At 69.7% G+C, this 14,609-nt stretch carries 15 protein-coding genes and 2 pseudogenes; 2 read left to right on the forward strand and 15 right to left on the reverse strand.

Annotated elements, in window-relative coordinates; all coding sequences use genetic code 11:
* Window positions 1-151: 151 nt before the first annotated feature.
* The 8 genes and pseudogenes from GA0070624_RS26135 to GA0070624_RS26175 all read right to left on the reverse strand — a co-directional run bounded on the left by GA0070624_RS26135 (window position 152) and on the right by GA0070624_RS26175 (window position 6,387).
* Window positions 152-661, reverse strand: coding sequence for a hypothetical protein (locus GA0070624_RS26135; RefSeq protein WP_091345583.1), 510 nt, complete (start codon window positions 659-661; stop codon window positions 152-154).
* Window positions 662-963: 302 nt separating this feature from the next.
* Window positions 964-1,305 carry a hypothetical protein gene (locus GA0070624_RS35380; RefSeq protein ID WP_218105305.1) on the reverse strand — a complete coding sequence of 114 codons (342 nt, stop codon included), beginning with the start codon at window positions 1,303-1,305 and terminating at the stop codon, window positions 964-966.
* A 130-nt stretch (window positions 1,306-1,435) separates the two neighbouring features.
* Window positions 1,436-1,585: pseudogene (locus GA0070624_RS36995) on the reverse strand (hypothetical protein); the annotation flags it as partial.
* A gap of 64 nt (window positions 1,586-1,649) precedes the next feature.
* A pseudogene (locus GA0070624_RS37000) lies at window positions 1,650-1,844 on the reverse strand (NADH-quinone oxidoreductase subunit B family protein); the annotation flags it as partial.
* 180 nt (window positions 1,845-2,024) lie between these two features.
* Window positions 2,025-2,369: an ArsR/SmtB family transcription factor gene (locus tag GA0070624_RS26155; RefSeq protein WP_091345585.1), complete on the reverse strand. Its 345-nt coding sequence runs from the start codon at window positions 2,367-2,369 to the stop codon at window positions 2,025-2,027.
* Window positions 2,366-3,514, reverse strand: coding sequence for an NAD(P)-dependent malic enzyme (locus tag GA0070624_RS26160; protein ID WP_091345586.1), 1,149 nt, complete (start codon window positions 3,512-3,514; stop codon window positions 2,366-2,368). Before GA0070624_RS26160 ends, GA0070624_RS26155 begins: the two co-directional genes overlap by 4 nt.
* Window positions 3,515-4,309: 795 nt before the next feature.
* Entirely contained in the window at window positions 4,310-5,950 is a 1,641-nt protein-coding gene (locus GA0070624_RS26170; RefSeq protein WP_091349822.1) for a SulP family inorganic anion transporter, read from the reverse strand.
* 74 nt (window positions 5,951-6,024) lie between these two features.
* Entirely contained in the window at window positions 6,025-6,387 is a 363-nt protein-coding gene (locus GA0070624_RS26175) for an ArsR/SmtB family transcription factor (protein ID WP_091345588.1), read from the reverse strand.
* Between the two features lie 263 nt (window positions 6,388-6,650).
* Here GA0070624_RS26175 and GA0070624_RS35390 point away from each other — a divergent pair, with 263 nt between their 5' ends.
* Window positions 6,651-6,851, forward strand: coding sequence for a hypothetical protein (locus GA0070624_RS35390; protein ID WP_091345589.1), 201 nt, complete (start codon window positions 6,651-6,653; stop codon window positions 6,849-6,851).
* Between the two features lie 256 nt (window positions 6,852-7,107).
* Window positions 7,108-7,368, forward strand: coding sequence for an integrase core domain-containing protein (locus tag GA0070624_RS35395; protein ID WP_091345590.1), 261 nt, complete (start codon window positions 7,108-7,110; stop codon window positions 7,366-7,368).
* 76 nt (window positions 7,369-7,444) lie between these two features.
* Here the strand turns inward: GA0070624_RS35395 and GA0070624_RS26190 are convergent, their stop codons facing one another.
* The 7 genes from GA0070624_RS26190 to GA0070624_RS26220 form a co-directional block, all read right to left on the reverse strand.
* Window positions 7,445-8,374: an ATP-binding cassette domain-containing protein gene (locus GA0070624_RS26190; protein ID WP_091345591.1), complete on the reverse strand. Its 930-nt coding sequence runs from the start codon at window positions 8,372-8,374 to the stop codon at window positions 7,445-7,447.
* Window positions 8,371-9,426 carry an ABC transporter permease gene (locus GA0070624_RS26195; RefSeq protein ID WP_091345592.1) on the reverse strand — a complete coding sequence of 352 codons (1,056 nt, stop codon included), beginning with the start codon at window positions 9,424-9,426 and terminating at the stop codon, window positions 8,371-8,373. Before GA0070624_RS26195 ends, GA0070624_RS26190 begins: the two co-directional genes overlap by 4 nt.
* Before the next feature lie 6 nt (window positions 9,427-9,432).
* The gene (locus GA0070624_RS26200; protein WP_091349826.1) at window positions 9,433-10,419 is read right to left on the reverse strand and encodes a sugar ABC transporter substrate-binding protein; all 987 of its coding nucleotides are present in this window, start codon (window positions 10,417-10,419) and stop codon (window positions 9,433-9,435) included.
* A gap of 139 nt (window positions 10,420-10,558) precedes the next feature.
* The gene (locus tag GA0070624_RS26205; protein ID WP_091345593.1) at window positions 10,559-11,455 is read right to left on the reverse strand and encodes a TIM barrel protein; all 897 of its coding nucleotides are present in this window, start codon (window positions 11,453-11,455) and stop codon (window positions 10,559-10,561) included.
* A complete protein-coding gene (gene iolD / locus GA0070624_RS26210; RefSeq protein ID WP_091345594.1) occupies window positions 11,452-13,398 on the reverse strand; it encodes a 3D-(3,5/4)-trihydroxycyclohexane-1,2-dione acylhydrolase (decyclizing) in 1,947 nt (648 codons plus the stop codon). The genes GA0070624_RS26205 and iolD overlap by 4 nt, the downstream gene beginning before the upstream one ends.
* Window positions 13,395-13,718: a 5-deoxy-glucuronate isomerase gene (locus GA0070624_RS35400; protein ID WP_218105307.1), complete on the reverse strand. Its 324-nt coding sequence runs from the start codon at window positions 13,716-13,718 to the stop codon at window positions 13,395-13,397. The genes iolD and GA0070624_RS35400 overlap by 4 nt, the downstream gene beginning before the upstream one ends.
* Window positions 13,718-14,608: a Cgl0159 family (beta/alpha)8-fold protein gene (locus GA0070624_RS26220; protein ID WP_176731884.1), complete on the reverse strand. Its 891-nt coding sequence runs from the start codon at window positions 14,606-14,608 to the stop codon at window positions 13,718-13,720. The genes GA0070624_RS35400 and GA0070624_RS26220 overlap by 1 nt, the downstream gene beginning before the upstream one ends.
* Between the last annotated feature and the right edge of the window lies 1 nt (window position 14,609).

The following is a 14,609-nucleotide window of genomic DNA, read 5'->3' on the forward strand; positions in this document are numbered from 1 at the left end:
GCGTCGAGCCCGAGTTCGTAGTGTCCGCATCGTAGGTTCTGCATGAAGGCGTAGCCAGCAACGATCACCTGTGCTGTCTCGTCCGTCCGCAGCCACCGCGCTCCCGTACGGTATCTGCGCTGAACCAAAGATCAAGGCCGCGGATCCAGGCTTAGTCGCAGTTCGTCAGTGCGATCCTGCCATGGATCGGCCCGAGCCGGAGCCCGGTCACGAGTTCCCCGGCCTCGGCGAGTGCCGTCACGTCGAACTCGCCGCTGCGCGCCGCCGTCCAGAAGCCGTCGGCCTCCCCACTGGTGCCGGGAGGGAATGTCAGCTCCATCTCGATCTGGACCGTATCCGCGAGGTCGAGAGCGTCCTCGCCGCCCGACGGCTCGCCCGGCATACCATCGTGCCATTCGACCGCAGGGATGGCGAAGCGCCGGGCGAGCAGCAGCCGCGGCGGGCCGTCCGGCCATTCGGAGACACCGAACTCGAGAACCAGGGTGTCCGCTTCCACGTCACCCTCCCAGCGGTCGAAGAGACCGTCCAACGGGACCACCAGGAACGCTCGGAAGGCACGCCACGCGAGGCCGACGTCCTGGAAGCAATCCGGGTCGCCGCCTTCCGCCGCGATCAGTCGGCGCAGTTCCTGCAGTCCGTCACGCCACGAGAGAGCTGTCATGGCTGCATTTGATCACCCAGGCCGTCACGATCGCCAGGACACGGCCTGTTCGGCATGTAGATCACACGCAGGTCGCCGTTGCCGTAGCGGTCCTCCCGCGTCAGACGCGTCGTGTTCGAGGCTGGCCATGACGGTGGTGGCAAGGTCGGCGCGGCCGGTGTAGGTGCGCCAGTAGCTCAGCTCCTGCCAGGTGTGGCCCTCGGTGGGTAACACGGCGCAGGCGTCGAGGGCGAGCAACCGATCATCTAGTGGCACGCCCAGAGTGAGATTCACGAGCAGCGGGGGCCTGCTCCTGCATGGCATCAGAGGTCGTTTCCGGCGTAGGAGTGGTTGAAGCTTTTGTTGGTGAGGGGGAAGTCGGGGACGATCGTGTCAGTGAGCGCGACGGGCAGGGCGGGCCAGTTGAAGAACGACGGGTCGGCGATCTTGGCCCGGGTGAGGGTGCCGTCCGGGTTCAATTCGACGCGGTGGGTGATGGCGCCGCGCCAGCCTTCGACGATGCCTACGCCGGCCGCTCGGCGCCCGGGTGCCGGCAACGCGCGCTCGCTGGTTGCCGTGCCGGCGGTGAGGGTGGGCAGGAGCGCGGTGAGGATCGCCGCAGAGGTGCGGATCTCGTCGGCGCGTACGAGGAACCGGGCCAGCACGTCGCCGTTGGTGTGGACGGGGATGGTGAAGTCGTCGAGGTGGGTGTGGGGGTGGGCGGCCGGCGCGGGCGATGCCCAGCTCGGAGGCGAAGAGACTGAACGGGGGCAGGCCGAGCAGGGCCAGCAAGGCGAGGCCGAAGCTGGCGGCCAGGGTGGGGTGGCGGGCGGCCAGCCCGCGTACGACAGCCAGGCGGGGGCTGCCGGGCGCGCCGAGGATCTGGCCGGCGCCGCAGAACGCGACGGCCTTGCTCAGGCCGTGGCCGAGGACGTGCAGCAGCACGGCGGTGATCGCCAGCCGGCTGCCGGTGGTGGTGACGCCAGCATCCGCTTGTAGTCCTCGGCTCGGGCATAGCCTCGTACGTCTTACGTAGCGCCCCTGCCATGTTCACCGTGACCGGGCCCGTCACCGTCAACACGTCAGCGTGCCGCGGCGAGGCCACCAGCCGCACCCCATGCCGCTCGGCGTCATACACCGGGCTGAACGCCTGCCCGATCTCGATCTCGCAACCGTTACACGACCCGGCATCCACATGCCGCACCTGCGCCGACCCACCCAACCCGGCCGCGCCCGACAGCGGTTGGGCCCGACGCGCCCGACGCGGGCTCGGCCACCCGACCCACGCTGCGGATCTTGCCGATCAGCCACACCATCCACTCCCCCTCATCGACGTCCTCCCGGCCCTTCCTGCCCGCGCTGCTGGGTTGGACAGCGCGCGTGCTCACGAGGAATCAGCCCGCTCAGCGGCGCGTAGATCACCCAGCAGCTCGGCCTGACTCGTCAACACCTCGGTCAGGATCCGCCGCGCCACCGCCAGCAACTCCGCCACCTGCGGGCTGACCAACGAGTAGTACACGGTCGAACCGTCCCTGCGAGTCACCACCAGGTTCGCCCGGCGCAGCACCGCCAACTGTTGCGACAGGTGCGCCGCTTCGATACCCACCTGCGGCAGCAGCTCCGACACCGCATGTTCCCGCTCCGCGAGGAGCTCGAGGACTCGAATCCGTGCCGGATGCCCCAACGTCTTGAAAAACTCGGCCTTGGCCTGATACAACGGCGTACTCACGGGCCCACCCCTTCCTGGGGAGACACGCTACGAGCTGCGTCCTGCCGCGGCACGCCGCCGGCCGCCGGAGGCGAACTGCGCCGAAGTTCGGCCGCGACCGCCGCCACCGCCCCCGCCACGGTGGGCACGACCCGATCGTCGCGCACCTGAGGCAGCAGCCGGGTGGCCGACAGGTCCTCCCGGCAAATCAGCCCGGCAAGCACATCAGCGGCGGCCAGCTTCATCGACGTCGTGACCCAAGTTGCCTCCGCATCCAGCGCACCCCGGAACACCCCCGGAAACACCAGCGCGTTGTCGATCTGGTTCGGGTGGTCGGCGCGGCAGGTGGCCACCACCGGGGCGATGTCCCTCACCAGTTGCGGGCGGATCTCCGGCTCCGAGGCAGCCAACGCGAACACCACCGGGGCCTCGCCCATCGACGCCACCAACTCCCGGGTCAGCACCCCCGCCCGGGAGAACCCGACCACCGCGTCCGCCCCAGCCAATGCCTCAGCCAGCCCGCCCCGCACCCGCCGCTGATTGGTCCACCCGGCCATCCACGCCTCATGCGGCGGCAACCAGGGCACGTCGTCGCGGTGCAGCACCCCGCCCCGCATGACCACCACCACATCGGTGGCGCCGCCCGCCACCAGCAACCTCACCGTCGCCGTACCCGCCGGCCCGGCCCCGATCACCACCAGCCGCGCCGACTCCACCCGCTTGCCCACCACCCGCAACGCGTTGCGCAAGGCCGCCAGCACCACAATCGCCGTACCGTGCTGGTCGTCGTGAAAGACCGGGATGTCCAGCGCCTCCTGCAGCCGTCGCTCCACCTCGAAACAGGCCGGCGCCGCAATCGCCTCCAGATCGATCCCATCGAACGAGGGAGCCAACGCCCGCACCGCCGCCACGAACTCGTCGGGGCCCGTGGATGCCAGACAAATCGGCACCGCCTCAATCGCGGCCAGCTGGGCAAACAGAATCGCCTTGCCGTCCACCACCCGCAACGCCGCCGCCAGTCCCACAGCACCCCGGCCCGGTACCGCCGTGCCGTCGGTCACCACCGCGACCCGGTATCGCCCGGTCACCTCGTCCGCCGCAGGGGCAGCTCGTTCCCTATCCGGCGGCCTGCCACCTGCCGCCAATCCCTCGCGCCGTCCTGGCATCCGGGACCGCCGTTCCTGTCAGCTTCCATCAATGAGGCCGCCTACCTACCAGCGACCGCGACTGCAAGGCGTCAGCCACCCGGACGGGCGCGGCGTAAGCCGCCTCCCTGTCCTGGCGATCTGCAACCAAGCGCATCTCGTGACTTGCTAAAATTAGCAAGTCATGAGGGCGTCGGTAAGCCGATCACACATAGAGCCATCACAGAAGACCTGGGGCCAGTCCGGCATATCGACTGCGGGCGGCCCTGTCGGCAGAGATTCGACCCGCCGCACGTGCTCGCCGCGATGACGGCGCCCTGATCCGGCATGGCCCGCCGGCCCATCTCTCGTACGGCGGGCCATGCCGCCTCCCGCAGCCGGAAACGACGGCCGGCTGGCCTGGTAGCCGCCGCCACCCGGTCACCCACGCCGGGACGATCCTCCGACGCCGGCACCGGGTCAGCTACTGCCGGGTGCCGTGCCTGGCAGCCGGGCCGTACCGCGTGAGAGTCTGAACAGCCACAGGAGCATGACTCGCAGCAGAGCGGTCAGGCCGGCGCGATCGCCGGCGCGCTGCAGTTCACGGGCGCGGCCGACCGCGACGACGAGCCTGCCGCCGTGGGCGGGCCACAGCGGTGCATGTTGACGAATGCGGATCCCAAGTCCGGCCAGCTTCGCGGCGATCCTGCCGTCGCTCACTGGTAGGGCGCCAAGGTCGGGTAGGAGGCCGACCCGGACAGCCAGATAGGCGTCCCACGCCGCACGCCGGGCCGGGTTCATCGCCGCCTTTGCCTTCCTGACGCAGTTCCGCCACCGTCACAACTGCCCAGCGGGGTCGAGCACGCCCTGCTCTCCCCCGGCTAGCACGCCGATGCGGCGCAGATGGGCGCGGGCTGCGCCGATCGCCTCTGTCGTGCCGGGAAAGACGCGGCCAGCAGCGCGGAGCCGGTCGAGCACGCCGACCGCGTCGAGGATCTTCTCCTGTCCCGCCCGGACACCGGAGACAAAGACAGTAATGCCGCGGTGTTCGAGACGCTCGATCGCGTCACGTAGCACCAGCGCGCCGGAACCATCGATCGTCGATACCCTCGACATCCGCAGGATGATCACCCGCACATCCGCCACCTCGGACAGTTCGAGCAGGAACCGGTGGGCGGCCGCGAAGAACAACGGCCCGTCGAAGCGATAGGCCACAATGTGCTCCCTGAGCAGGGCAGCCTCCTCGACGTGGTGATCGGCGATGTCGAGCGGCACCTCCTCCAACCGGGCCGCACGCGCGATCTTGCGGATAGCCAACGCGGCAGCGACGAGCAGGCCGATCCCGACGGCGGCGATCAAGTCCAACGCGAGGGTGGCTACCGCGGTCAGCACCAGGATGAGCGCGTCGGAGCGGGTCGCGCGGGCCAGGGCGGTCAGCGAACCCACCTCGACCATGCGCACCGCCGTGGCCAGCAGCACCCCGGCCAGCGCGGCAAGCGGGATGTACGCCACCAGCGGAGCGGCTGCCAACATGATCACCGCCAGAGCGACCGCGTGGGTAAGCGAAGCGAGTCGCGACTGGGCGCCAGAGCGGACATTGACCGCGGTACGGGCGATAGCCGCCGTCGCCGGAACGCCACCGAACAGCGGAGTCACCAAATTCGCGACCCCCTGACCGAACAGTTCCCGATCCGGGTCGTGGCGCTGATTCACCGTCATGCCGTCGGCGACCGTCGCCGACAGCAGACTCTCCAGAGCGGCCAAGGCAGCGACCGCCAACGCCGAGGTGAACAATGCCGGTACGGCAGCCAGGTCCAGGAAGCCCAGCGAGGGGGCGGGCAGCGTGGCGGGCAGGACACCGATGCGGGCGACATCGAGCGACAACAGCTGCCCAGCCACGGTAGCCGCAGCCACCATGATCAGCGAGAACGGCACCGTGGGACGCCAACGCGCACCGGCCAGCATCACCGCCGCCACCCCCAGCGCCACCACCAGCGCGGGCCAGTTCGGATGGCCAGCGAACTCGACCAACGCCCGCCAGGCAACCACGGTGACCTTCTCACCGTCCGGGTTCGGCACACCTAACGCGGCAGGCACCTGCTGCAGGAAAATCACCGCGGCGATACCCACGGTGAAGCCCTCCACCACCGGCGCCGGCACGTAACGCACGTACCGTCCGGCGCGAACCAGGGCCAGTGCCAGCAGCATCAGGCCCGCCAGCACTCCGACGGTGAGCACACCGCCCGGCCCGTACCGCGCCACGATCGGGACCAGCACCACCGTCATCGCCCCGGTGGGCCCAGACACCTGCAGGTTCGACCCGCCGAACAACGCAGCGAGGGCACCGGCGACGATCGCGGTCACCAAACCGGCCGAGGCCCCCAAACCGGACGACACCCCGAACCCCAGCGCCAACGGCAGCGCCACCACCGCAACGGTGAGCCCGGCGACCAGGTCACGGCGAGGCTGCCTCCGCATCGCCGCAACATCCGTGGCCCCCGGCAGAAGACCAACCACCCGGCGCCAGGCCACCCGGGCGAACACGGCGGCGCTCACCGCCGGACCGACGGCTGGTCGTCAGCGTCGACCCCATCCCCACGGAGGCTCTCCAGCAGCTCCGCCTGACCCGCCAACATCTCCGTGAGAAAACGGCGGGCCGCCCGCATGAGATCCGCCACGTCCGGCCCCGCGAGGGCGTAGATGACCGCCGACCCGTCCCGCCTCGACGTGACGATCCCCGCCCGACGCAGCACCGACAACTGCTGAGACAGGCTCGACGCCTCGATGTCCACATCAGCCAGCAGATCCCGCACCGTCATCGGCCCATCACCGAGCAACTCCAGCACCCGGATACGCACCGGATGCCCCAGCGTACGGAAGAACTCCGCCTTCCTCTCATACAGCGGCAGCACCACACGCCCTCCCCACCAGACTAACGGCCTTGGCAATTGAAGACCTCTTCATGTCGCCCGAACCCGGCAGCCCCGGCCGGAGTGATCCTCAACACCTTCGCCACAACCCAGGCCGGTTGTCGGCCGAGCGCTGGCCCACACCTGCCCCTGCCGAAAACCTCATCCACCCTGGTCGGAGTCGAGTTACCGGGTTGGGAATCTCGGCGCCGGTTCGGGGCGGTGAGCCCTGACGCAGCCGGGTGATCGCTGCGGCATGATGGGCTGCCGTGCTGCTGCGCCTGGCGTACCTGGGCGTGACGAACGCGTTCGCGATGCTGCGCCTACTGCCGATGAGCAACCGGGACAAGGATGTGGAAATACTTGCCCTACGCCATCAGATCACCGTGCTGGAACGCCAGCTGGGCAAGGAGAAGGTACGGCTCGCCGCAAGTGACCGGGCGTTCTTGGCGGCCTGCTGCACCGGCTGACGCGCGACGTACCTGCGCCGAGTGCGGCTGCTGGTGCGCCCGGACACCGTGCTGCGGTGGCATCACGACCTGATCGCCCGCCGTCACGCGGCCGTCTCCCGACCCAAGCATCCGGGCTGGCCACGCACGGTGCGTTCCGTCCGTGCCCTGGTGCTGCGCCTCGCGCGGGAGAATCCCAGCTGGGGCTACCGACGCCTGCACGGCGAACTGCTGGTGCTGGGGGTGAAGGTGGCCGCATCGCAGCAAGTTCCGCGAGGTGTTCGACATCGTCCTACAGACCTGCCGCCATGAACTGTTGGATCGGACCTTGATCTGGAACCAACGGCACCTACTCCACGCCCTACGCGAGTTCGAAGAGTTCTATAACGGACACCGGCCTCATCAGGGCATCGCGAACGCACGCCCGCTGCACCCGTTGCCCGCACCGATCGCCGATCCGGACAAGCTGGCACGCCTCGACATACGAAGACGCCCACGCCTCGGCGTCATCCTCCACGAGTACGAGCATGCTGCGTGACCTGCGCGGACGAGGTTTTCGGCAAGCGCAGCCCATCATGCCGACGCCGATGATCCCGACCCGCAGGGGAACGCGCTCAGGCCCTCAGCTCTTCCCCTTCTTCGCGCTCCACCGCCTTGAGCTCCTCGGGGCTGAGAGCGGGGGCTTCGACGTGACCGTGTTCGACCTCTCCGGGCGCGATGACCTTGCCCGGGTCGATCCCGCGTAGCTCGTGGCTGAGCTCGGCGAGCTCCTGGCCACCCGCCATCTCCGTGGTGAGCTGTTCGAGGGTCAGGTCGTCGCGGTGTGCGTCCAGGACTACCCGACCGAGCTTGAGGATGATGAAGTGGTTGCCGACGAGGTAGGCGTGGTGCGGATTGTGGGTGATGAAGATGACGCCCAGGCCGGCGTCGCGGGCCTTGACGATGTACCGCAGGGCGACACCGGACTGCTTGACACCGAGCGCGGCCGTCGGCTCGTCGAGGATGATCACCCTCGCCCCGAAGTAGATGGCCCTGGCGATCGCGATGCACTGGCGCTGGCCGCCCGAGAGGCCCGCGACCGGCCGGTCGAGATCGGGGACGACGACCCCCATCTTGCCCAGTTCATCCTCACAGATGCGCTTCATCCGGGCGATGTCCAGCGTGCGCAACGGCCCCTTGCGGAGTTCGTTGCCGAGGAAGAAGTTCCGCCACACCGACATGAGCGGCGCGAGCGCGAGGTCCTGGTAGACCGTCGCGATGCCGCTCGCCTGGGCGGCCCGCGGCGAGCCGAAGCGGCGCGGTTCGCCGTCGAGCTTCATCGTGCCGTCGGTGTGGTCGTGCAGGCCGGACATGATCTTGATCAGCGTCGACTTGCCGGCGCCGTTGTCGCCCAGTACGCAGGTGACCTCGCCCTGGCGGACGTTGAGGCTGACCCCGCGCAGGGCGTGGACGTTGCCGTAGCTCTTGCCCACGTTCTCGAGTTCGAGGATGGGGGTGGTCGAATGGCCGGCGACGTCGTGCCGCTCGTTGGTCGCGGTGCTCATCGCAGGTCCGCCCTCCTCTTGACGTACATGTTCACCAGCGTCGCCAGCAGCAGCATCACGCCGAGGAACGTCCTGAACCAGTCGGGGTTCCAGCCGGCGTAGTTGATGCCGAGCTGGGTCATGCCGAAGATCAGCGCGCCGAGCGACGCGCCGACCACCGAGCCGTAGCCGCCGGTGAGCAGGCAGCCGCCGATGACGGCGGCGATGATGAAGATGAACTCCTTGCCGACGCCCTCGCCGGACTGCACCGTGTTGAACTGGAACAGCAGGTGCATGCCGGAGAGCCAGGCGCAGAACCCCACGGCCATGAACAGGCCGATCTTGGTCGCCCGGACGGGTACGCCGACGGCGCGCGCCGCGGCGGCGTCACCGCCCACCGCGAACACCCAGTTGCCCACCCGCGTACGCAGCAGGACGTAGGCGGCGATGACGGTCAGCAGGACCCAGTACAGGACGGTGATCTTCAGGGTGACCGGCCCGAGGGTCACCTCGGAGCCGAAGATGTTCTGCGCGCTGGCGAAGCCGTCCATGTCGCTGATGTCGGCGCTGGCGACGTTGCCGGTGAGCAGCCGCGTGACGCCGAGGTTGACGCCCTGCAGGATGAAGAACGTGCCGAGCGTGACCAGGAAACTCGGCAGGCCCGTCTTGAGCAGCAGCCACCCGTTGAACGCGCCGATCGCGACGGAGACGGCCAGCGCCAGCAGGATGCCGACCCACACGTTGAGCCCGAAGTTCCAGGCGAGCAGAGACGCGGAGAGCCCGGAGGTGGTCACCGCGACGCCGGCGGAGAGGTCGAACTCCCCGCCGATCATGAGCAGCGCCACGGGGACGGCCATGATGCCGATGGTCGAGGCCCCGTAGAGGATCGTTCCGACGTTGGCGACGTTGCGGAAGGGCTCCGCGGCCGCCATGAAGAGCAGGAAGATCACGATCGCGGCGATGAGCGACCCGACCTCAGGGCGGCTCAGCAGCCGTGCCGCCAGGGGGCGGGTGGCGACCCGGTCGTCCCGGGCCGCCAACCCCCTGCTCGGCTCCGTGGCCGTAGCAGTCATGTCAGCTCACCTCGTGCCGTTGCTTGCGAACTTCTCGACGGCGGCGACGTTGGTGTTGTCGATGAACGCGGGACCGGTCAGGGTCGCCTGGCCACCGCCGATGGTGTTGCCGTTGGTCTTGTAGAGCCACAGGCTGTCGACCGCGAGGTAACCCTGCAGGTAGGGCTGCTGGTCGACCGCCCACTGGACGTCGCCGTTCTTGATGGCGGTCACCAGGTCCTTGTTGGTGTCGAAGGTGACCACCTTGGCCGAGCTGCTGGCGTCCTTGACCGACTTGACGGCGGTCAGCGCGAACGGGGCGCCGAGGGTCAGCACCCGGTCGATGCTCTTGTCCTGCTGCAGCTTCGAGGTGATCGCCGCCTGGACGCTCGGCATGTCGGTGCCGGTGACGTAGATCTTCTCGGTGTTCGGGAAGGCGGCCTTGGTGCCGTCGCACCGGGCCTCGAGGCCGACGTGGCCCTGCTCCTGGATGACGCAGAGCGCCTTCTTGGCGCCGTCCTTCGTGAGCCGCTGGCCGGCCGCCTCACCGGCGATCCGCTCGTCCTGGCCGAAGTAGCCGAGCACGCCCATGCTCTTCCACGCGTCGATGCCGCCGTTGAGGGCGACCACTGGAACCCCGCCCTGGACGGCCTTCTGCACGTTGGCCTTCATGGCGTCGGGCTTGGCCAGGGTCACCGCGATGCCGTCGACCTTCTTGTCGATCGCGGACTGCACGAGGTTGGCCTGGTTCGCGCCGTCCGGGTCCGACTGGTACTGCAGGTCGACATTGTCCTTCTTCGCCGCGTCCTCGGCCCCCTTGCGGACCAGGTCCCAGAAGGTGTCGCCCGGTGCCGCGTGGGTGATGAAGGCGACGGTCATCCTCGGGGTGGTGGCGGTGCCGGCCTTACCGGCGTCACCCCCGGTGGACTGCTTGCCTCCGCTGGAGCTGCACGCCGCCAGGGCGAGAGCGGTCACGGCGCCGGCCGCGAGCAGGGACATGCGGGATCTGCGCATCATTTCGTTTCTGCCTTTCTTCATCCGCCACGTCGTCGGGACGGATCTGGGGGACGGGTCAGGCGGTGGTACCGCCTGTTGGGGGATCGTCGGTGCCTGGTGCGATCGGTGGTGTGTCAGCTGCTCCCGCAGGAGCCGGTCAGCGCAGCGGGCCGCAGGACTGCAGGTACGTCAGGGTCCGCCTCGCGATGGGCAGGGGTCTGTCGGCGGGGCACGGGTACATGTCCTGCTCGACGATGGCGAAGATCTCCGCGTCGAGATTTGCCAGGGCGTCGAGGATGGGGGGCATGTCGGGGATGCCCGCCGGTGGCTCGCACATGGCGCCCATCCGAACGGCCTCGCCGAAGCCGATGCCCTGTTCGTGCACGGCGGCCACGACAGCGGGGTCGACCTGCTTGAGGTGCACATACCCGATCCGCTCGGGATGGTCGCCGATGAGCTTGAGGTTGTCCCCACCGCAGTAGGAGATGTGCCCCGTGTCCAGGCACAGGCTCACCAGGTCGGGGTCCGTCTCGTCGAGGAACCGCTCCACGTTCTCGTGCGTGTCCACGTGGGTGTCGGCGTGGGGGTGGAACTGGATCTGCAGGCCGAACGACTCCCGGATGCGCCGCGCGAGCCGGTTCATCTGCCCGGCGTACGCCACCCACTGCTCGTCGGTCAGGTGTGCGTCCTCGAGGACCTTCCCCGTCTGCGGGTCGCGCCAGAAGTCCGGGATGACCACGAGGTGCCGGGCGCCCATGACAGCGGTCAGCGTGGCGGCCGCGGACACGTCCTGCCACGTGGTGTCCCACGAGTCGGCGCGATGCAGGTGCTCGAAGATGGTGCCCGCGGTCACGGTCAGTCCCCGCTTGTCGAGCTCGTCGCGCAGCCGGGCCGGGTCGGTGGGCAGGTAGCCGTAGGGCCCCAGCTCGATCCGGGTGTAGCCGGCGGCGGCGACCTCGTCCAGGAAGCGCTGCCAGGGAGTCTGCCGGGAATCGTCGGGGAACCACACGCCCCAGCTGTCCGGGGCGCTGCCGATCATGGCCGGCCTGCTCATCGGTTCCTCCTTTCGGTCGGCGCCAGCAGTGCGCGCTGGGTGGCCTTGTGCTCCGCGTACGCGGCGTGGGCGCGCTGGGTGGTGTCGAGGTCGCTGACCTGACTGACCGGAACATCCCACCACGACTCGCTATCGGGGGCGTGGACGGTGGGGTCGGTCTCGACATGGATGACGACGGGGCCGCCGTCCGCCTGGGCGGCCTTGGCATCCTTGATCGCCTGCTCGAGTTCCCCGCGACTGCGCACCTCAATCACCGTCGCGCCGAGGCTGCGGGCATTGGCGGCGAGATCGATCGGCAGCTTTCCGCCGTCCAGCCGGCCGGTGGCGTCGTTACGGAATCGGTACCTGGTGCCGAACCGCTGTGAGCCGAGGGAATCCGACAGTGAGCCGATGGAGTGGAAGCCGTGGTTCTGGACCAAAACGACGATCACCTTGACCCGTTCCTGCACGGCCGTGACGAGTTCCGTCGGCATCATCAGGTAGGAGCCGTCGCCCACCAGGACGAAGACGTCCCGGTCGGGGTCGGCCAGCCGCACCCCGATGCCGCCGGGGATCTCGTAGCCCATGCACGAGTAGCCGTACTCGACGTGGTAGGCCTTGCGGTCCCGGACACGCCACAGCTTGTGCAGATCGCCGGGCATGGAGCCGGCGGCGCAGACGACGACATCCCTCGGGTCGGACAGCTCGTTGACGCAGCCGAGCACGGTGCCCTGGGTGAGGACGCCGTCGGCGAGTGCGTCGGTGACCTCGGCGGGAGGGTGGTAGGCGGCCTCCACCCGCACGTCCCAGTCGCGGAACAGCCTCGCCTGCCGACCCTGGTACGCCGGGTCCACGGCATACCCCTGTAGGGCTGCGGTGAGGGCGGTGACGGCCTCGCGGGCGTCCCCCACGACCGGCAGCCCCGCGTGCTTGCCGGCGTCGAACCGGGTGATGTTGATGTTCACGAAGCGGACGCCCGGATCCTGGAAGGCGGTGCGCGAAGCGGTGGTGAAGTCGCTGTAGCGGGTGCCGATGCCGATGACGACGTCGGCCTCCCGGGCCAACGCGTTGGCGGCGGTCGTGCCCGTCGAGCCGATCGCGCCCATGGCCTGCGGGTGACCGTGCGGCAGCGCGCCCTTGCCGGCCTGGGTCTCCGCGACCGGGATGCCGGTGGCCTCGCAGAACACGCGCAGCGCCTCCTCCGCGCCGGAGTAGTGCACCCCGCCACCGGCGACGATGAGCGGCCGCTGCGCCGAGCGGATCAGCGCGGCCGCGTCCGCGACGTCGACAGCCTCCGGAACCGGCCGGGCGACCCGCCACACCCGCGGGGCGAAAAGCTCGACCGGCCACTCGAACGCCTCCGCCTGCACGTCCTGCGGCAGCGCGATGGTCGCCGCGCCCGTCTCCACCGGGTCGGTGAGGACCCGCAGGGCGCCGAGCAGGGCCGAGGGCAGCTGCTCCGGCCGATTGACCCGGTCGACGAAGCGCGACAGCGGGCGAAAGGCGTCGTTGACGGTGACGTCCGCGGCGTGCGGCACCTCGATCTCCTGCAGCACCGGTCCGGACACCCGGGTGGCGAATGTGCCCGAGGGCAGCAGCAGCACCGGCAGACGGTTCACGGTGGCCAGGGCCGCCCCGGTGAGCATGTTCGTCGAGCCGGGGCCGACGGACGCCGTGCAGGCCCAGGTCTGGAGGCGGTCCTTCTGTCGTGCGTAGGCCACCGCGGTGTGAACCATGGCCTGCTCGTTGCGGGCCAGCACGTAGGGCAGGCGCTCCTCGTCCTCGGCCAGCTCGTTCTGCAGCAAAGCCTGGCCCACGCCCGCGACGTTGCCGTGGCCGAAGATGCCGAGGCACCCGGCGAACAGCTTCTGGCGCTGGCCGTCCCGCTCGCTCCACTGGCTGGCCAGGAAGCGCACGACGGCCTGCCCCACGGTCAGGCGTACCGTGTCGGCGCCGGCGGTCATCGAGGTCCTCCGATCGGCAGTCTCGGGCCGACATCCTGCTGGGCCCACGAGGCCCGCACCCGGGCGTGGGCGGGGTCGTCGCAGATGAGCCAGGCCCGGGTCGGCCCGGGGCCGGCCATGACGTTCAGGTAGTAGAGGTCGTGGGGTACGACGATGACCTCGCTGTCGCCGGCGTCGAGGCTCACCTGAGCGGCCGGTGCCAGCGTGGCCACCCGCAGGCTGGTGTGGCGCCACCCGTCGAGGGCGTCGCTGATGCACACCTGGAAGTCGCCGTCGCCCGCGCTGCCGAAGGGATGCACCCAGCGTGCGTTGTCGCTCATCACCGCCCCCCGTGCACAAGCTCCGCGGCGATGTCGACGGCGGTGGCCACGTCACCGTCCGGCGGGAAGAGCAGCGCCCGCCCGACCACCAGGCCGCGCACGGCCGGCAGGTCGAGCGCCTTGCCCCACGCGGCGTACGTGTCGTCCGGGTCGCGTCTCGGGTCACCGCCGAGCAGAAGCGTCGGCAGCGTGGTGGCGTCCATGACGCGCTCCAGATCGTCGACCACGGGCAGTTTCAGCCAGGTGTGCAGGCTGGTGGACCCCAGACCCGCAGCGATGTGGATCGACGTGATGGTCGAGTCGGGGTCGAGCAGGTTGCGCACCCGGCCGTCTTCCCGAACCGAGAGGAACGGCTCCACCATCGCCATGACACCGTGGGCGGCGAGCTCGGTGATCGCGTGGGCGCTCGCCTGCAGCGTGGCTGCCGTACCCGGATCGCCGAGGCAGATGCGGGTAAGCATCTTGCCGCCCTCCAGCCCCCGGGCCGCGATCGCGTCGGCCGTGTACGCGGTGAACCGGTCGTCGAGCTCGAAGACCGCGCCCTGCAGGCCGCCTCGGTTCATCGACCCGATGGCGACCTTGTCCTCCAACGCCCCCATCAGGAGCAGGTCGTCGAGGATGTCGGGCGTGCCGAGAACGCCGTCGACGCCGGGGCGGGACAGCGCGGTGGCCAGCCGCTCCAGCAGCGCGCTGCGCGAGGCCATGGCCTGACGGTCGTCACGCACGCCCAGCGCGCCGCGCGCCGGGTGGTCCGCGGCCACGATCAGCAGCCTGCCGTCCACGCCGACGAGCTGCCGGCGCCGGCGGGCTGCCCAGCCGTCGATGATCCGTCGCGGCTCGCGTACCCGGATCTCGGTCAGATCGGCGATGGTCGAACGGGTCGTCGTCATG

The sequence above is a fragment of the Micromonospora rhizosphaerae genome, assembly GCF_900091465.1.
Taxonomy (GTDB): domain Bacteria; phylum Actinomycetota; class Actinomycetes; order Mycobacteriales; family Micromonosporaceae; genus Micromonospora; species Micromonospora rhizosphaerae.

Coding starts and splice junctions, on each gene's coding strand:
- GA0070624_RS26205 (WP_091345593.1), bottom strand. CDS start 11,455: ATGAGCAGGCCGGCCATGATCGGCAGCGCCCCGGACAGCTGGGGCGTG.
- GA0070624_RS26190 (WP_091345591.1), bottom strand. CDS start 8,374: ATGAGCACCGCGACCAACGAGCGGCACGACGTCGCCGGCCATTCGACC.
- GA0070624_RS26160 (WP_091345586.1), bottom strand. CDS start 3,514: ATGCCAGGACGGCGCGAGGGATTGGCGGCAGGTGGCAGGCCGCCGGAT.
- GA0070624_RS26195 (WP_091345592.1), bottom strand. CDS start 9,426: ATGACTGCTACGGCCACGGAGCCGAGCAGGGGGTTGGCGGCCCGGGAC.
- GA0070624_RS35400 (WP_218105307.1), bottom strand. CDS start 13,718: ATGAGCGACAACGCACGCTGGGTGCATCCCTTCGGCAGCGCGGGCGAC.
- GA0070624_RS26200 (WP_091349826.1), bottom strand. CDS start 10,419: ATGCGCAGATCCCGCATGTCCCTGCTCGCGGCCGGCGCCGTGACCGCT.
- iolD (WP_091345594.1), bottom strand. CDS start 13,398: ATGACCGCCGGCGCCGACACGGTACGCCTGACCGTGGGGCAGGCCGTC.
- GA0070624_RS26170 (WP_091349822.1), bottom strand. CDS start 5,950: ATGCGGAGGCAGCCTCGCCGTGACCTGGTCGCCGGGCTCACCGTTGCG.
- GA0070624_RS26220 (WP_176731884.1), bottom strand. CDS start 14,608: ATGACGACGACCCGTTCGACCATCGCCGATCTGACCGAGATCCGGGTA.
- GA0070624_RS26135 (WP_091345583.1), bottom strand. CDS start 661: ATGACAGCTCTCTCGTGGCGTGACGGACTGCAGGAACTGCGCCGACTG.